Annotated in this window: 17 protein-coding genes; 11 read left to right on the forward strand and 6 right to left on the reverse strand. The window is 58.1% G+C overall.

The genetic code is table 11. From position 1 onward, the window contains the following. Positions 1 to 173 precede the first annotated feature (173 nt). The 3 genes from ACYASS_RS13915 (at position 174) to ACYASS_RS13925 (ending at position 1,950) form a co-directional block, all read left to right on the forward strand. Complete coding sequence (locus tag ACYASS_RS13915) at positions 174 to 1,013, forward strand: EamA family transporter (RefSeq protein WP_463586560.1); 840 nt, start codon at positions 174 to 176, stop codon at positions 1,011 to 1,013. Between the two features lie 10 nt (positions 1,014 to 1,023). After that, complete coding sequence (locus ACYASS_RS13920) at positions 1,024 to 1,425, forward strand: MAPEG family protein (protein ID WP_122666934.1); 402 nt, start codon at positions 1,024 to 1,026, stop codon at positions 1,423 to 1,425. Positions 1,426 to 1,503: 78 nt separating this feature from the next. Beyond that, positions 1,504 to 1,950 carry a c-type cytochrome gene (locus tag ACYASS_RS13925; protein ID WP_463586583.1) on the forward strand — a complete coding sequence of 149 codons (447 nt, stop codon included), beginning with the start codon at positions 1,504 to 1,506 and terminating at the stop codon, positions 1,948 to 1,950. Positions 1,951 to 2,285: 335 nt separating this feature from the next. On the opposite strand, the gene ACYASS_RS13930 is transcribed toward ACYASS_RS13925, so the two are convergent. Continuing rightward, on the reverse strand, positions 2,286 to 2,696 hold the full coding sequence (locus ACYASS_RS13930) for a DUF1090 domain-containing protein (RefSeq protein ID WP_243244106.1): 411 nt from the start codon (positions 2,694 to 2,696) through the stop codon (positions 2,286 to 2,288). A gap of 56 nt (positions 2,697 to 2,752) precedes the next feature. Next, positions 2,753 to 4,426 (reverse strand): NAD-dependent DNA ligase LigB, encoded by a 1,674-nt coding sequence (gene ligB / locus ACYASS_RS13935; protein ID WP_463586561.1) that lies wholly within the window; start codon positions 4,424 to 4,426, stop codon positions 2,753 to 2,755. A 189-nt stretch (positions 4,427 to 4,615) separates the two neighbouring features. On the opposite strand from ligB, the gene ACYASS_RS13940 reads away from it, so the two are divergent. Then, positions 4,616 to 5,236 carry a LysE family translocator gene (locus tag ACYASS_RS13940; protein WP_463586562.1) on the forward strand — a complete coding sequence of 207 codons (621 nt, stop codon included), beginning with the start codon at positions 4,616 to 4,618 and terminating at the stop codon, positions 5,234 to 5,236. Positions 5,237 to 5,560: 324 nt separating this feature from the next. Here the strand turns inward: ACYASS_RS13940 and metK are convergent, their stop codons facing one another. Together metK and ACYASS_RS13950 are read right to left on the reverse strand one after the other, a co-directional pair. Then, positions 5,561 to 6,751 (reverse strand): methionine adenosyltransferase, encoded by a 1,191-nt coding sequence (gene metK, locus ACYASS_RS13945; protein ID WP_463586563.1) that lies wholly within the window; start codon positions 6,749 to 6,751, stop codon positions 5,561 to 5,563. Positions 6,752 to 6,771: 20 nt separating this feature from the next. Continuing rightward, the gene (locus ACYASS_RS13950; RefSeq protein WP_463586564.1) at positions 6,772 to 7,767 is read right to left on the reverse strand and encodes an ArsR/SmtB family transcription factor; all 996 of its coding nucleotides are present in this window, start codon (positions 7,765 to 7,767) and stop codon (positions 6,772 to 6,774) included. A gap of 261 nt (positions 7,768 to 8,028) precedes the next feature. Between ACYASS_RS13950 and tkt the strand changes: the two genes are divergently transcribed. The 7 genes from tkt (at position 8,029) to fba (ending at position 14,498) form a co-directional block, all read left to right on the forward strand. Further along, entirely contained in the window at positions 8,029 to 10,026 is a 1,998-nt protein-coding gene (gene tkt, locus ACYASS_RS13955) for a transketolase (RefSeq protein WP_463586565.1), read from the forward strand. A 147-nt stretch (positions 10,027 to 10,173) separates the two neighbouring features. Then, complete coding sequence (epd, locus tag ACYASS_RS13960) at positions 10,174 to 11,223, forward strand: erythrose-4-phosphate dehydrogenase (RefSeq protein WP_463586566.1); 1,050 nt, start codon at positions 10,174 to 10,176, stop codon at positions 11,221 to 11,223. 16 nt (positions 11,224 to 11,239) lie between these two features. Beyond that, positions 11,240 to 12,403: a phosphoglycerate kinase gene (locus ACYASS_RS13965; protein ID WP_463586567.1), complete on the forward strand. Its 1,164-nt coding sequence runs from the start codon at positions 11,240 to 11,242 to the stop codon at positions 12,401 to 12,403. A gap of 28 nt (positions 12,404 to 12,431) precedes the next feature. Beyond that, on the forward strand, positions 12,432 to 12,656 hold the full coding sequence (locus ACYASS_RS13970; protein WP_122666926.1) for a hypothetical protein: 225 nt from the start codon (positions 12,432 to 12,434) through the stop codon (positions 12,654 to 12,656). 89 nt (positions 12,657 to 12,745) lie between these two features. Further along, positions 12,746 to 12,943, forward strand: a complete 198-nt coding sequence (locus ACYASS_RS13975) for a hypothetical protein (RefSeq protein WP_122666925.1) — start codon at positions 12,746 to 12,748, stop codon at positions 12,941 to 12,943. A gap of 53 nt (positions 12,944 to 12,996) precedes the next feature. Further along, positions 12,997 to 13,317 (forward strand): MliC family protein, encoded by a 321-nt coding sequence (locus tag ACYASS_RS13980; RefSeq protein ID WP_122666924.1) that lies wholly within the window; start codon positions 12,997 to 12,999, stop codon positions 13,315 to 13,317. Between the two features lie 116 nt (positions 13,318 to 13,433). Next, on the forward strand, positions 13,434 to 14,498 hold the full coding sequence (gene fba / locus ACYASS_RS13985; RefSeq protein ID WP_027901305.1) for a class II fructose-bisphosphate aldolase: 1,065 nt from the start codon (positions 13,434 to 13,436) through the stop codon (positions 14,496 to 14,498). A 120-nt stretch (positions 14,499 to 14,618) separates the two neighbouring features. On the opposite strand, the gene ACYASS_RS13990 is transcribed toward fba, so the two are convergent. Then, positions 14,619 to 15,098 carry a thioesterase family protein gene (locus ACYASS_RS13990; RefSeq protein WP_463586568.1) on the reverse strand — a complete coding sequence of 160 codons (480 nt, stop codon included), beginning with the start codon at positions 15,096 to 15,098 and terminating at the stop codon, positions 14,619 to 14,621. A 137-nt stretch (positions 15,099 to 15,235) separates the two neighbouring features. Then, on the reverse strand, positions 15,236 to 16,201 hold the full coding sequence (locus ACYASS_RS13995; protein WP_463586569.1) for an L-carnitine dehydrogenase: 966 nt from the start codon (positions 16,199 to 16,201) through the stop codon (positions 15,236 to 15,238). Positions 16,202 to 16,262: the final 61 nt, after the last annotated feature.

Here is a 16,262-nt window from a genome sequence, read left to right on the forward strand (position 1 = left end):
TAGGAGTGAACTTGTTCGCGATCTGGCGCGAAGCGGCAGCAACGGCCGGACTCGGTGCATTTGCTGGAATCGGGTCGTCAGATTTACGACTGCTGCGCAGCCGTTCGCGAACAAGTTCGCTCCTACAGGTTCAATATTGCTGCGGTGTCAGATGCGGAAAAAGGAAGAGCGTTTTGCTGGCTACGGCGTTGGTGTTGATCGCGGCAGTACTGCACGCGACGTGGAATACCCTGATCAAATTCAGCGGTGAGCGTTTGCTAGTCATCGCCAGCATGGATTTTGTGGCGTTGCTGTTCGCGGTGCTCGCAGTGAGTTTTGTCGAGTCGCCGCCTGCTGCCATCTGGCCATGGATGATCGCCTCGGCGTTGTTCGAGTTGCTGTACCGGTATTTGCTGATTCAAGCCTACAGAGTCGGCGACCTCGGACTGGTCTATCCGTTGATGCGTGGGCTGTCGCCGTTGGTGGTGCTGGCCCTGACTTTAATATTTGTCGGCGAAGAACTCAGCACTCAGCAAATCCTCGGTATTCTGCTTATCCCTTGCGGCATGATCTGCCTGCTCTGGCAGGGCGGTGGCGGTGATCGATTGCCCTGGTCGCTGCTTCCTGTGGTCGCATTGATTGGCGTGTGTATCGGCTGCTACACCTGGATCGACGGGCAAGCGCTGCAGATGGGTGTGCACCCTCTGGACTATCTGGTCTGGCTGACGCTGATCAGCGCATGGCCTTTTCCGATGCTGGCTCTCACTTACAAGCGTGCACCGTTCAGCCTCTTCTGGCGGGAGCAATGGCGCTTGGGTTTAAGCGTCGGCCTGTGTGTCCTGCTCAGCTACGCTCTGGTGTTGTGGGCGATGCAGTTGGGGTCGGTGGCGGAGGCTGCAGCCTTGCGTGAGGTCAGTGTGATTCTGGTGGTGCTGTTTGGCATGCGGTATCTGAAAGAACCTTTTGGTCGGCCCCGGCTCTTAGCTTGTGGCCTGGTCTTGCTCGGCATGCTGGTAATGAAAATCAAACTATAAGGATTCTGTTATGACGGTTGCATTCTGGTGCGTGTTGGTCGCGATTATTCTGCCGATCGTTTGTGCAGGCATCGCCAAGTATTCCAGTGGCAAGTTCAACGGTAAGCACAACCACAACCCGCGTAATTTCCTGAATAACCTCGAAGGCCTGCCAGCCCGTGCCAATGCGGCGCAGCTCAACAGCTTCGAGATCCTCCCCGGTTTTGCCGCCGCCGTGATCATTGCCCACATCGCCGGTAACGCGCAGTTGGTGACTATCGACGTGGTTGCTGTGTTGTTCATTACCAGCCGCTTGCTCTACATCATTTTCTATCTGGCTGATCTTGCTATCTTGCGTTCGCTGGCCTGGATGGTCGGGCTGGGGCTGATCGTGGGGCTGTTCATTGCGTCCGCCACGCCGTTGCCTGCCTGACTGCGGTGATCCAGCGCTTGGTCTTTATCAGGTGGCCTACGATACTGGCCGCCGTTTCCGCGGATCGTGCTGGATGCAATTTTGAAGAGATTATGCGCTGTGCTGTTGGCCTGCCTGAGCCTGAGCGCCTGTGGCGGGCTGGACCCCAATTCGCCGCTGGCGCAACGCAAGGCGATCTTCAAGGACATGCTCAAGACCAGCGAAGACCTGGGCGGCATGTTGCGCGGTCGTGTCGCTTTCGATGGTCAGCGCTTCAGCGAGGGCGCGGTCAGGCTCGACAGCCTGTCTCATCAGCCCTGGAAACATTTCCCGCAAGTCAAAGAGCCGGATCATACCAGCGCCACGGATGCGGTCTGGCAAAAGCAGACGCGCTTTCAGGAGCTTGCTCGGTCATTGGAGTCAGCGACGGCTGAATTGGTGATCGTCAGCAATGAGCGCCCCTTTAAATCCAGCTCCCTGACACCCGCCATGAACAAGGTTCAGGCGGAGTGTGAGGGGTGTCATAAAGAGTTTCGTAATCATTAAGGTGATACGAGGCTTGCGCTTTCATTTGGGGGGATTTGGTCTGGGCCACCCGGCATATCTGATGCACCGCGGCGCCTGAATCGTTGGAATGCCGCCCAGACCAAGCACCGCTCCGACAGGGTGTCCACGCACTCGGTGGGACCGAATTCATTCGGAAAGAGGTCAGTACAGCAGACACATTTGTATTGTCAGGAATACCGCCTTCCTGGCTAAAGCCGGTCCCACGTCAGTTCATCCTGTGGAAGCCGGGCTTGCCCGCGATAAGGACACCGCGGATATCTGATCCATCGCATAAAGCCATCGCGGGCAAGCCCTGCTCCCACAGGGTCCGCTGTTTAATCCTGCGGCTGCAGGTCTTCCAATTCTGTCTGGGCGTCCTGCAGTTCCTTGCGAGACTCAGCCAGCTTGTCTTTGCGCTTGTTGATTTTGTCCGGATCGCCCTTGGTCATGGCTTTGCTCAGATCGGACTCACGCTTTTTGACCTCGCGCTTGGCTTCCAGCACCTTCTGCTCATGTTCTTTAAGCAGCGATGCCTCGGTGCAGTTGGCGTTGGTTTCGCTCAGGGCTTTTTCAAGGCCTGCTTGCTGGGGCTTGTTGCCATTGGCTTTCGCATCTTCGATTTTTCTGCTGATTTCCTGACTTTTTGCCAGGCATCCGCCTTCTTCAGGGGCTGACTCGGCAGCCAGGAGCGGGGTGGCGAGCATTGCGCAGCACGTCAGCAGGATCAGCGGTGAAAAAACCTTCATATGAACTCCTTTTGAAAACCATAACGTCCGGGCTTGATGATAAAACGCCCGGCACTTTAAAAACCTGAAATACCCTTGGCTCGTAATTGCTCGCTCAAGGCCTGAACCTCTGGATGCTGGAAGAAGGCGACCAACTGGTGGGCACGGCCAGGACCTATGCCGGGTTCCGTTTGCCACTGTTGCGTCGTACGCTTTTCCAGTTCGCTCCACTGGTCACCCAGTTGAGCCTCGCCGGTAGGCGGCAGGCCGATAGCCTTTAGCCACACAGCAAACGGTCTGGAGCGGGCCTCGTGCAAACTGTCGATCAGTTTAGCGCCGCTGCGCTCGCCCAGCCCGGAAATGTTAGCAAGCTGGTCTTTATCCAGGGTCATCCAGTCGAGCAATCCATTGATTTTCCCGGCATTGATCAGGTTATCCCAAGTCCCTGGGCCCACTCCGGCCAGCGCCAGACCTTTCTTGCTGCTGAGCCAGACGAGCCGCGCGCGAAACTGACTTTCGCAGCCAGGGGCGTGCTGCCAGCAACTGAGGGCGTGAAAGTTTTCTGCCTGGGGAATCTGCAGTTCGTCACGCTCGACGTTACGTGAGACGACGCCGTCCAGTCGGGGAATGGTCAGGCCCGCGAGGCTTACGGCCACTTGATCTCCCGGTCTGATATCCAGTGCCTGCCATCGCTGCAATGAGCCGACGCTGATGCGACTGATCTTTCTGTCATCCAGACGCACAGGCTCAAGCTCGAGAACCGGTGTGATCTTGCCGCTACGGCCAATGTTGAAGTTGATCTTGCGTACTTCTGCCAGCGCCTGGGCAAAGGGGTATTTCCAGGCCGCGATCCAGTAGGGCGCTTTCGCCTGCCAGCGCTGTGCCGGTGGACGCTCGCCCTGGCGGATGATGATGCCGTCAGTCGCGAAAGGCAGCGGGTGGCGATACCAATGCTCACGCCAGCGTTGAGCCTGGGTAAAGCCTTCCAGCAGTTGACTGTAGTGAGCGCTGTCGTCGAACCCCAGAGCGCTCAACCCCGCCATACGTTCGCGCATTGAGGTCGGTCCGTCAGGCCAGTCCCAGACGAAAAGACCGATCCGCTCTGCGTCAGCAGCGTTCAGTTCGTTGCGGGCAAGCATCCCGGCGACTTTGCCGCGTGCATTTACGCTCCCGGCCTGGGCTTGTATATGATTTTCCAGACGCAGATACAGCTCACCTTGCAGTATCAGCGTCTCCTGCCAAGGCAGGTGCGCGGGTATGGCTGCAATGGTTTTGGCGTGTCCGGTCCAGTCTTGCCCCTCGATGCCATCGCCACGGCTGATGGCCTGAACCAGATTGCCCTGCTCATACACCAGCGTCACGGCGACACCATCAACCTTGGGTTGAACCCACAGGTCTTTGCGACCTTTAAGCCATTTTTTTACGGCTGTTTCATCACTCAGTTTGTTGACGCCGGTGTGCGGTACAGGATGACGCATCGGGCCTTTGGCAGTTCTCAGTGGGTGGCCGGTTTCACCGGGTCGTGAGGTGAAGCATGCGCGCCAGAATTCAAGTCGTTGTCGGGACTGGTCGTACAGTTCATCGGCAATCAGTGACACGCCCTGTCGGTGGTAGCTGTCATCCCAGGCAGAGATTTGTGTTTGTAGGGCAGTGATCGAGTTTCTTGCCTTGGCGGGCGTCCAGTCTGGGCATTGATTAGCCTGTGCGGTCAGGCTGATGAGTGAGAGCATGATTACGGCCAGTAAGCGCATCGAAGCATCCTTGCTTTGTGAGATGCCAGAGAGGCTAGCGACCGGCGCGCCGGGTGTCTGGTTGTGCTGGTTACTGAATCATTCAGCCAGTACAGATGCCGGTCTTTTGCTCCATGACTGTGCCTTTCAAGACTGGCAACGTTGCCTGCAATATTGCGACTCCCTTGTCCAAGTGCTGATGGGTGACTCATGGATATCTCGACTCTGGCGGTTTTCGTGCCGGCCTGCTTTGCGCTGAACATGGCGCCCGGCCCCAACAACCTACTTTCGATCAGCAACGCGACCCGCTACGGCTTTGCCAGGGCCTGCATCGGTGGGCTGGGACGTTTGCTGGCCTTCGCGATCATGATTGCGCTGGCGGCAGTGGGGCTGACTGCGGTGCTGCACACCTCAGAGTGGTTGTTTCATGTGATCAAGATCGTTGGCGCGGCTTATCTGTTTTATCTCGCGATGCAATTGTGGCGTGCCAGCCCTGAGGACGAGGGCGGGATGACAGGCTCAGGCAAAGGCATGTTCAGCCTGGCGCGGCAGGAGTTTCTGGTGGCCATCGGTAATCCGAAGGCGATTCTGTTGTTTACCGCTTTTCTGCCGCAGTTCGTAGATCAGGCTGGGTCCGTGACGGAGCAGTTCGCAGTACTCGGGGTTTTGTTCCTGGCGCTGGAATGCCTTGCGATTGCGATCTACGCCTGGATGGGCCTTCACGCTCGCCGATTGTTTGCACGCCCCAGTGGCAAACGATTGTTCAATCGGGTGTGTGCGGGATTGCTGGCCAGTGCGGCTTCGGTGTTGTTGGTGGCAAGAAGGGCTTAGACACTGGAACGGGATTTCCTGTAGGAGGCCGTCCAGCGTCCCTGACACAGCGCTGTTGCGCAGCAAACGGGGACCTGTAGGAGCGGGGGGGGGGGGGGGGGGGGGGGGGGCGGGAGGGGAAGATAGTAAAGAGTGTGGGGAGGGGGGGGGGGTGGTGGGGGGGCGCGCCCCGGTGTGGGTGGCGTCTCGAAATCAAAATTTGGGGGGGGGGCGCGGGGCCCGCCCCCCCCCCCGCTCCTACAGGTTTTACCTGACCAAAACAAAAAAGCCCCTGACGACCACGGTCGCCAAGGGCTTTTTGTTACGCCTGAAAGTTAAGGCGTATTACAGACCGGCAGCGGCGCGCAGGGCGTCGGCACGGTCAGTTTTTTCCCAAGTGAACGTGGTGAACGTGTCGTTACCAACGGTCTTGGTTTGCGGCGTGCGACCGAAGTGGCCGTAGGCTGCGGTTTCCTGATACATCGGGTGCAGCAGGTCCAGCATGGTGGTGATTGCGTATGGACGCAGGTCGAAAATGTCGCGGACCAGTTTGATGATCTTGTCATCGCTGATCTTGCCGGTGCCGAAGGTGTTCAACGAGATCGAAGTCGGTTGTGCGACGCCGATAGCGTAGGAAACCTGAATCTCGCAGCGCTCGGCCAGGCCAGCAGCAACGATGTTCTTGGCAACGTAACGGCCAGCGTAAGCAGCCGAACGGTCAACCTTGGATGGATCCTTGCCGGAGAACGCGCCACCGCCGTGACGAGCCATGCCGCCGTAGCTGTCGACGATGATCTTGCGACCGGTCAGACCGCAGTCACCCACCGGGCCGCCAATGATGAACTGGCCAGTCGGGTTGATGTGGAACTGAGTGTCCTTGTGCAGCAGCTCCGCTGGCAGCACGTGCTTGACGATCAGTTCCATCACGCCTTCGCGCAGATCGTTGTAGGAAACTTCAGGGTTGTGCTGGGTCGACAGAACGACAGCGTCGATGCCCACAACCTTGCCGTTTTCATAGCTGCAAGTCACTTGCGACTTGGCATCCGGGCGCAGCCAAGGCAGCAGGCCGGACTTGCGGGCTTCAGCCTGACGCTTGACCAACTGGTGCGAGAAAGCGATTGGCGCAGGCATCAGCTCAGGGGTTTCGTTGCTGGCGTAGCCGAACATCAGGCCCTGGTCGCCGGCGCCCTGATCTTCAGGCTTGGCACGGTCAACACCCTGGTTGATGTCAGGGGACTGCTTGCCGATGATGTTCATCACGCCACAGGTAGCACCGTCGAAGCCGACGTCGGAGCTGGTGTAACCGATGTCGCTGATCACGTCACGAACGATTTGCTCGAGGTCAACCCAGGCGCTGGTGGTCACTTCGCCAGCAACAATGGCAACACCGGTCTTGACCAGGGTTTCAACGGCTACGCGAGCGTGTTTGTCCTGAGCAATGATTGCATCCAGAACCGCATCGGAAATCTGGTCGGCGATTTTGTCTGGGTGCCCTTCGGACACGGACTCGGAGGTGAAAAGGGAGTATTCGCTCATCTCTACGGGTTTCCTGAATTTTACCGATGGTGAGTGTTGCCAGCCGGTCGCTGAAAATGGCGGACCTGTATCTGGAAACCATTACGTAAGCCTACATAGAGGCTTTCCCCGGGAACTAGCCCCGCAGCGATGGCCCAACGGGCCAGATCTTCCTGTTCAAACCCTAACCAGAGATCGCCACAGGCCTCCTTGGCCCAGCTCTGATCGTGGCTACACAAGTCTGTCACTAACAGGCTACCGCCCGGTTGCAACAGACTTGCCAGTTGTTTGAGTGCCTCTGCCGGTGCGGCGAAATGATGCAGCACCATGTTCAGTACAACGCAATCGGCGCTGACATCGACGGCATCCAGTACATCGGCGAGCTTCAGCTCAACATTAGTCAATGCCTGTGCAGCGCAAAGCTGACGGGCTATTTCCAGCATCGCCGGGCTATTGTCCAAGGCCGTTACGTGCTGGAAGCGACGTGCCAGATCCGGCAGAAAACCGCCATCTCCCGGCCCGACTTCCAATGCTGTCGCTTGCGAACCGAAGTTCAATTTGTCGAGCAGCGACAGCAGGCTGTCCCGGTACTGGGCAAGCCCGGCGATCAAGTCCTGCTGGGCGCGAAATTTCTCTGCCGTACGGGCGAAAAAATCCTGACTGGCATTGGCCCGCTGGCGATGTACCAGTCCGATACGGGACTGCACATCGTGAGGCAGAGCCAGCATGTCGACTTCATCAAGCATGGCCGCGTGCAATCTGCCGCCCGTTTGTCCGGTATGGGGCAGGGCGCGTCGGTAAAAAATAGCATTGCCTTCGCGTCGCGTTGCAACCAGATCGGCCTGGGCCAGCACTTTGAGGTGGTGGCTCATGCCGGACTGACCAATCGCAAAGATCTGCGCCAGTTCCAGCACGCCGAAGGAATCATTGGCCAGTGCGCGCAATACATTGAGCCGCAACGGATCGCCGCCAGCCTTGCACAAGGCAGAGAGGTCGTCGCAGTCGTCGTGGCGAATTGCAGGTACGCGCAGGTTCATAGGGCTGGCAGTCTAGTTAGCGTCCCGTCTCCCCGCAAGGGCAATATCAAAAAGTTTTGATATTGCTTGATGGGCGGTGGATTCAGAGCCGTCTGGAGCCGCTTTTATGAGGTGGCAGAGCGACGTGGATGAATAAATAACGAATCGCGTGCAGGAAAAACAACCACAAGCCGCTATCTTTCATTGCTCCCAGGCAGTGCCTGAGGGAAAATGCTCGCCTTTTTCAGATCCATTCTTTTCCCAGTTCCCAGGAGATCAGCGATGCCCAGCCGTCGTGAGCGTGCCAACGCCATTCGTGCACTCAGCATGGATGCCGTGCAAAAAGCCAACAGCGGCCATCCCGGTGCCCCTATGGGCATGGCGGATATCGCCGAAGTACTTTGGCGCGACTATCTGAAGCACAATCCGAGCAACCCGAATTTCGCCGACCGTGACCGTTTCATCATGTCCAATGGTCACGGCTCGATGCTGGTCTACTCGTTGCTGCACCTGACCGGTTATGACCTGTCCATCGACGACCTGAAGAATTTCCGTCAGTTGCACAGTCGCACGCCGGGCCACCCTGAGTTCGGCTACACGCCGGGCGTTGAAACCACTACAGGTCCGCTGGGCCAGGGTTTCGCCAACGCGGTAGGTTTCGCAGTCGCTGAGAAGACTTTGGCTGCCCAGTTCAACCGTCCAGGCCACAACATCGTTGATCACCACACCTACGTGTTCATGGGTGATGGCTGCATGATGGAAGGCATCTCCCACGAAGTCGGCTCTCTGGCCGGGACTCTGGGTCTGAACAAGCTGATCGCTTTCTACGACGACAACGGCATCTCCATCGATGGCGAAGTTGAAGGCTGGTTCACCGATGACACGCCAAAGCGCTTTGAATCTTACGGCTGGCTGGTCATCCGCAACGTTGACGGCCACGACTCGGAAGAGATCAAAACTGCCATCGACACCGCTCGCAAGAGCGACAAGCCGACGCTGATCTGCTGCAAGACCACCATTGGTTTCGGCTCGCCGAACAAGCAAGGCAAGGAAGAGTCCCACGGCGCTCCGCTGGGCGCTGAAGAAATCGCCTTGACCCGTGCAGCCCTGAAGTGGACCCACGGCCCGTTCGATATCCCGGCTGATATCTATGCCGAGTGGAGCTGCAAAGAGAAGGGCCTGGCGGCTGAAGCCGACTGGGATCAGCGTTTCGCTGCCTACTCTGCCGAATTCCCGGAGCTGGCCAACGAGCTGATCCGTCGCATGAGCGGCGAGCTGCCAGCTGACTTTGCTGAAAAGTCCGCTGCCTACGTCGCTGAAGTCAACGCCAAGGGCGAGACCATCGCTAGCCGTAAGGCCAGCCAGAATGCACTGGGGGCTTTCGGTCCGTTGCTGCCTGAGTTCCTCGGCGGTTCGGCTGACCTGGCCGGTTCCAACCTGACCATCTGGAAAGGTTGCAAGAGCATCACCGGCGAAGACGCCAACGGCAACTATCTGCATTACGGCGTGCGCGAATTCGGCATGGGCGCCATGATGAACGGTATCGCCCTGCACGGCGGCTTCGTGCCTTACGGCGCGACCTTCCTGATCTTCATGGAATACGCCCGCAACGCAGTGCGTATGTCCTCCTTGATGAAGAAGCGCGTGCTGTATGTGTTCACCCACGACTCCATTGGTCTGGGCGAAGACGGGCCGACGCACCAGCCGATCGAGCAACTGACCAGCCTGCGCACTACGCCGAATCTGGACACCTGGCGTCCTGCGGATGCTGTGGAATCGGCGGTGGCCTGGAAGTACTCCATCGAGCGCAACGACGGCCCGTCGGCGCTGATCTTCTCCCGTCAGAACCTGGCTCACCAGGCTCGCGACGAAGCTCAACTGGCGGACATCGCTCGCGGTGGTTACGTGCTGCGTGACTGCGTTGGCGAACCAGAATTGATTCTGATCGCTACCGGTTCGGAAGTGGGTCTGGCCGTTCAGGCATTCGACAAACTCAGCGCTCAAGGCCGCAACGTGCGTGTGGTTTCCATGCCATGCACCAGCGTCTTCGATGCTCAGGATCCGGGCTACAAGCAAGCCGTTCTGCCACTGCAGGTCAGCGCTCGTATCGCCATCGAAGCTGCTCACGCAGACTTCTGGTACAAGTACGTGGGCCTGGAAGGTCGCGTCATCGGCATGACCACCTTCGGCGAGTCGGCCCCTGCGCCAGCCTTGTTCGAAGAGTTCGGCTTCACCCTGGAAAATATCCTGGGTCAGGCTGAAGAGCTGCTGGAAGACTAATAGCGATTTACCTGCTGAAGCGGACCCTTGTGGGAGCAGGGCTTGCCCGCGATAAGGTCAACACGGTGCTTGAGACCGAGCTGACCTTATCGCGGGCAAGCCCTGCTCCCACAGAGTTCGCTTGGTAGTTTGCCCAACGAGAACCCCATGCCTCAGCACCGCCCTTACAAAGTTGCACTCAACGGCTACGGCCGTATCGGTCGTTGCGTCGTGCGCGCGCTTTGCGAGCGAGGGGCCAAGGCAGGGTTTGAAGTGGTTGCCATCAACGATCTGGCCGACATGGCCAGTCTCGAATACCTCACGCGCTTTGACTCCACACATGGCCGATTCCCCGGCGAAGTGCGGGTCGAAGGGCAGTACCTGCACATCAATGACCACAAGATCAAAGTGCTGCGCAGCGAGACGCCGGAAGGCGTTGAATGGGCGGCGCTGGAAGTTGATCTGGTGCTCGAATGTTCAGGTGTCTACAACACCCGTGAAGACGGCCAGCGGTTCATTGATGCTGGCGCGCCACGGGTGCTGTTTTCCCAACCGATGGCCAGCGAAGCTGACGTAGACGCCACCATCGTGTTCGGCGTTAACCAACAGAAGCTGACAGGTGCCGAACTGCTGGTCTCTGCTGCGTCCTGCACCACCAACTGCAGCGTACCGTTGCTGCGCTTGCTGGATCAGGCGGTAGGGCTGGAGTACATCACCATCACCACGATCCACTCGGCGATGAATGATCAGCCCGTGATAGACGCTTATCATCATGAAGATCTGCGCCGTACGCGTTCGGCTTTCCAGTCGATTATTCCGGTGTCCACTGGTCTGGCGCGCGGTATTGAGCGGCTGCTTCCGGAACTTGCGGGCCGAATTCAGGCCAAAGCAGTTCGCGTGCCGACGGTAAACGTGTCCTGCCTCGATATCACCTTGCAAACCGCGCGGGATACCGATGCAGCAGAGATCAACCGCCTGCTTCGCGAGGCTGCTACCAGCGGCCCGCTGAAAGGGCTGCTGGCTTACACCGAGTTGCCGCACGCCAGTTGTGATTTCAACCATGACCCTCATTCGGCCATCGTGGATGCGAGTCAGACCCGGGTTTCCGGCCCGAGGCTCGTGAACTTGCTGGCCTGGTTCGATAACGAATGGGGTTTTGCCAATCGAATGCTTGACGTTGCTGAGCACTTTTTGCACGTCGCAGACCCACAACAGTAAAAACAGGGATTCACTCATGACCGTGTTGAAGATGACCGAGCTCGACCTGCAAGGTAAGCGTGTATTGATCCGCGAAGACCTCAACGTCCCGATCAAGGACGGCAAAGTCAGCAGTGATGCACGTATCCTGGCGTCGCTGCCTACCATCAAGCTGGCGCTGGAAAAGGGCGCCGCCGTGATGGTCTGCTCTCATCTGGGTCGTCCAACCGAGGGCGAATTCTCTGCCGAGAATAGCCTCAAACCCGTCGCTGACTACCTGAGCAAGGCCCTGGGCCGTGAAGTGCCACTGGTTGCCGATTATCTGGACGGTGTTGACGTCAAGTCTGGCGACATCGTGCTGTTTGAAAACGTGCGCTTCAACAAGGGCGAGAAAAAGAACGCTGACGAACTGGCGCAGAAATACGCTGCCCTGTGTGACGTCTTCGTCATGGACGCTTTCGGTACTGCGCACCGCGCTGAAGGTTCGACCCACGGCGTGGCCAAGTTCGCCAAAGTCGCTGCCGCAGGCCCGTTGCTGGCTGCTGAGCTGGACGCACTGGGCAAAGCCCTTGGCGCTCCGGCCCAGCCAATGGCCGCCATTGTTGCTGGCTCCAAGGTGTCTACCAAACTCGACGTGCTCAACAGCCTGAGCGCCATCTGCAACCAGCTGATCGTCGGTGGCGGTATTGCCAATACGTTCCTGGCTGCGGCAGGCCACAAGGTTGGCAAGTCGCTGTACGAACCAGACCTGCTGGATACCGCTCGTGAAATCGCCGCCAAGGTCAGCGTGCCGTTGCCGGTGGACGTAGTGGTCGCCAAAGAATTCGCCGAAAGCGCAGCCGCGACGGTCAAACTGATCGCCGATGTTGCTGATGACGACATGATTCTGGATATCGGCCCGCAAACTGCAGCGCATTTCGCCGACTTGTTGAAATCTTCCAAGACTATTCTGTGGAACGGACCGGTTGGCGTGTTTGAATTCGATCAGTTTGGCGAAGGTACCAAAACCCTTGCTAAAGCCATTGCCGAAAGCTCGGCGTTCTCCATCGCAGGCGGTGGCGACACCTTGGCGGCAATCGATAAATATGGCGTAGCGGATCAAATCTCCTACATTTCTACCGGTGGCGGCGCATTCCTGGAGTTCGTCGAAGGCAAAGTATTGCCCGCCGTGGAAATTCTGGAACAGCGCGCCAAGGCCTGAGGATCAGGCTTTGCAAAAGGGAAATGAAATGCTCAGGCCGCTACCGCTGCTCATTATTGCTGTACTGCTCGCTGGCTGCGCCACTGAGCCGGAAGCCGTAGAGGTTGTGCGTGAGCCTGCGCTGGTTCAACTGAGCTGTTATCAAGCGAACTGGCAGGCAGAGACCGTACCGGTGATCTACAAACGCGGCGGCGAAGCTGTTCTGGACAAGTACGAATTCATGCCCAATCTCGGCCCGGTGGCCTGTCGTTAAGATGCGATCACGGAGATGAGTTTGGCAACATCTTGAGCCAGTGGTGGTCATTAAAGGGTGGATAACTTTTCTGAATAAGGAACTTCGCCATGAAAATCGCCGCCTTGGCCTTGATGAGTTGTGTGATATTCGCCGGTTGTAGCAGCCCTGGCACTCGTGCCAAGACGTGTGAAGTGCTCAGCCCGGCGTCCGTAAACGTGCCCACAACCCAGAATACTCAACGGGTTGAAGCGCAGGCTACGGGTGAGCCGGCCGATGATCGGAATCAGGAACAGAACTGCCCCTGAAGATTGAAGCGACTGGCATTTGCCTTGCTTCCCAGGGCAGGCCAGGAGACGTAATGAAAGGCTTGATTGCCCTTGCGACACTTGCAGTGCTTGGTGGTTGCGCCAGCATGAAGGCTCCGCAAACAGGTAATACCTGGACCAGTTGGGTTTGCGACAGCAAAGCCGAGGTCCACTGGCGTTACGTTGACCAGGCCAAGGCCGAAGTCGATGTGCGCCTGAATGAAAGCGATCAGGTTTTCCGGCTGACCGCCGAGCCTGGCTCGCCATCGCTCTATAGCAATGGTGTACTGGCTTTCCAGAACAAGGGCGACGAAGGCCTGGTGTACTGGGACGCTACCAACGATTTGATCGGGCGCGGTTGCAAGAAGCGTTGAACAAGCTGCACCGATGATCCAGCGCATGGCCTCAGGGCTTATGCGTAGAACTTGAATAGCAGCCGCCGCTACGGCAGGTTTGCACGATAACGACCCTACCGGGAGAGAGACAGACAATGGCACTTATCAGCATGCGCCAGATGTTGGACCACGCAGCCGAATTCGGTTATGGCGTCCCAGCTTTCAACGTGAACAACCTGGAACAAATGCGCGCCATTATGGAAGCGGCCGACAAGACCGATTCCCCGGTGATCGTTCAGGCCTCGGCCGGCGCCCGTAAATACGCTGGCGCGCCGTTCCTGCGTCACCTGATCCTGGCGGCAGTGGAAGAATTCCCGCATATCCCGGTGGTCATGCACCAGGACCACGGTACCAGCCCTGATATCTGCCAGCGTTCGATCCAGTTGGGCTTCAGCTCGGTCATGATGGACGGCTCGCTGGGCGTGGACGGCAAAACGCCGACCACCTACGAGTACAACGTTGAAGTGACTCGTCGTGTTGTTGCCTTCGCTCACGCCTGCGGCGTTTCGGTTGAAGGTGAGCTGGGTGTTCTGGGCTCGCTGGAAACCGGTATGGCTGGCGAAGAAGACGGCGTTGGCGCTGAAGGCATGCTCGATCACAGCCAGATGCTGACCGATCCGGAAGAAGCCGCTGACTTCGTCAAGAAAACCCAGGTGGATGCTCTGGCAATCGCTATCGGCACCAGCCACGGCGCTTACAAGTTCACCAAGCCACCTACCGGTGACATCCTGGCGATCGATCGCATCAAGGAAATCCACAAGCGCATCCCGAATACTCACCTTGTGATGCACGGTTCCTCTTCGGTCCCGCAAGAGTGGTTGAAAATCATCAACCAGTACGGCGGCGAAATCAAAGAAACCTACGGCGTACCGGTTGAAGAAATCGTCGAAGGCATCAAGCACGGCGTGCGCAAGGTCAACATCGACACCGACCTGCGTCTGGCGTCCACCGGTGCCATCCGTGAGTTCATGGCCAAGAACCCGGGCGAGTTCGACCCGCGTAAATACCTGGCCAAGACCGTAACTGCCATGCGTGACGTGTGTATCGCTCGTTATGAAGCATTCGGCACTGCAGGCAATGCGTCGAAGATCAAACCAGTGTCTCTGGACGCGATGTTTGAGCGTTACGCTCGTGGTGAGCTGGATGCCAAAATCAACTGAGTCATGGTTGATTGAGCATTGAAAAGCCCGCAGCGATGCGGGCTTTTTTGTGGGCGCTGTGGTGCTTGGGGACATGCTTGGGGACAATCGCTCCCGCAGGATTTGTAGATGTGCCTGGGTTCAGCTTTTTCCCGGCAATCCAATGACGCGCCCTATGTAGTGTGGTGCAGGTAAGTCTTGTTGGCTGGCAGCGATTGCTGACAGCTCGCCTAGAACAGCCTCAAGGAACGGCGCAGACCGTGGACCGGCTGCCAGATCTACGTGGAGCAGCATCTGCTCGCTTGCAGAAAGCGTGTCATCAATGCCTGCCTTGTGAAGGCTGTGATAGAGGTGCACGCGCTTGTTGTCGTGGCCGACGATCTGCGTGCGCACTTCTACCTGCTCATCCAGCTTCACTTCATTCAGATAGTTGATGTGGCATTCAAGTGTGAACAGCGAATGACCGCTGGCATCCCGGTTGTCGCTGGTGAGGCCGATCAGGTCCATGAAGGCATCGGTGGCGTAGCTGAAAATCAGTAGATAAAACGCATCGCGCAGATGGCCGTTGTAGTCGACCCAGTCGGCGAGGATGGGGGTTTTGTAGGTGATGAGTTTTGGCATTTTTCGCCCCAATTTAAAGGCTCGCAGGGTTTTTGTGGGAGCGAGGCTTGCCCGCGATAACAGCAACTCGATATGACAGGTGTACGGCGTCGCTCCAATCGCGAGCAAGCTCTGCTCCCACAGAGGGGCAGCAAAACTCAATCGCTAAACGCCATCCCGTGCTTTTCTTTGGTGGCGCGCACTGCCTCCAGTACCGCCAGCAAGCAGTCATCGCGATAGCGCTCCAGCGCGGCGATGCTGTGGTTCCCGAGCTGATCGCGGGTGCCATCGACCACATCGTCGATCAGCTTGTCAGTCAGTTCCGGCGCCGGGAGGTAAGTCCATGGCAGCTTGAGTGCTGGTCCGAACTGGTTCATGAAGTGCCGCATTCCGGCGTCGCCACCGGCCAGCGTATAAGTCAGGAAGGTGCCCATGAATGACCAGCGCAGCCCGGCACCAAAGCGGATCGCATCATCGATTTCCCCAGTAGTTGCGACGCCATCGTTGACCAGATGCAGTGCCTCGCGCCACAACGCCTCAAGCAGGCGGTCTGCGATGAATCCAGGGACTTCCTTGCGTACGTGCAGGGGGCGCATGCCCAAAGATTCGTAGACGCTAATCGCCGCCTGAATGGCCTCAGGTGCGGTGTGCTTGCCGCCCACTACTTCTACCAATGGCAGGAGGTACACAGGGTTGAACGGGTGCCCCACCACGCAGCGCTCAGGATGGGTCGCGCTTTCGTAGAACTCGCTTGGCAATAGTCCGGATGTACTGGAGCCGATCAGCGCATCAGGCTTGGCGGCGGCGCTGATCTTTGCGTGAAGCTCGAGTTTCAGGTCTAGCCGTTCAGGAGCGCTTTCCTGGATGAAGTCGGCATCCCGCACGCATTCTTCGATGGTCGTGACGAAGCGCAGACGATCCTGAGCTGCGCCGGGCTTCAGGCCTTGTTGCTCCAGCGCAGGCCAGGCATTGGCGACCCGCTGGCGCAACGCGGTCTCCGCACCCGGCGCCGGATCCCAAGCGACAACGTCCAGCCCGTGGGCGAGTGCACGGGTAACCCAGCCGCTGCCGATGACGCCGCTGCCCAGTGCTGCGAAGGTTTTGATGTGGGTGATGAGGGTCATGTCGAGTCCTGGCTTTCAAGGGAGGATTTGTAGGAGCTGCCGAAGGCTGCGATTGGCCTCA

This window comes from Pseudomonas sp. HP_14 (genome assembly GCF_055283875.1).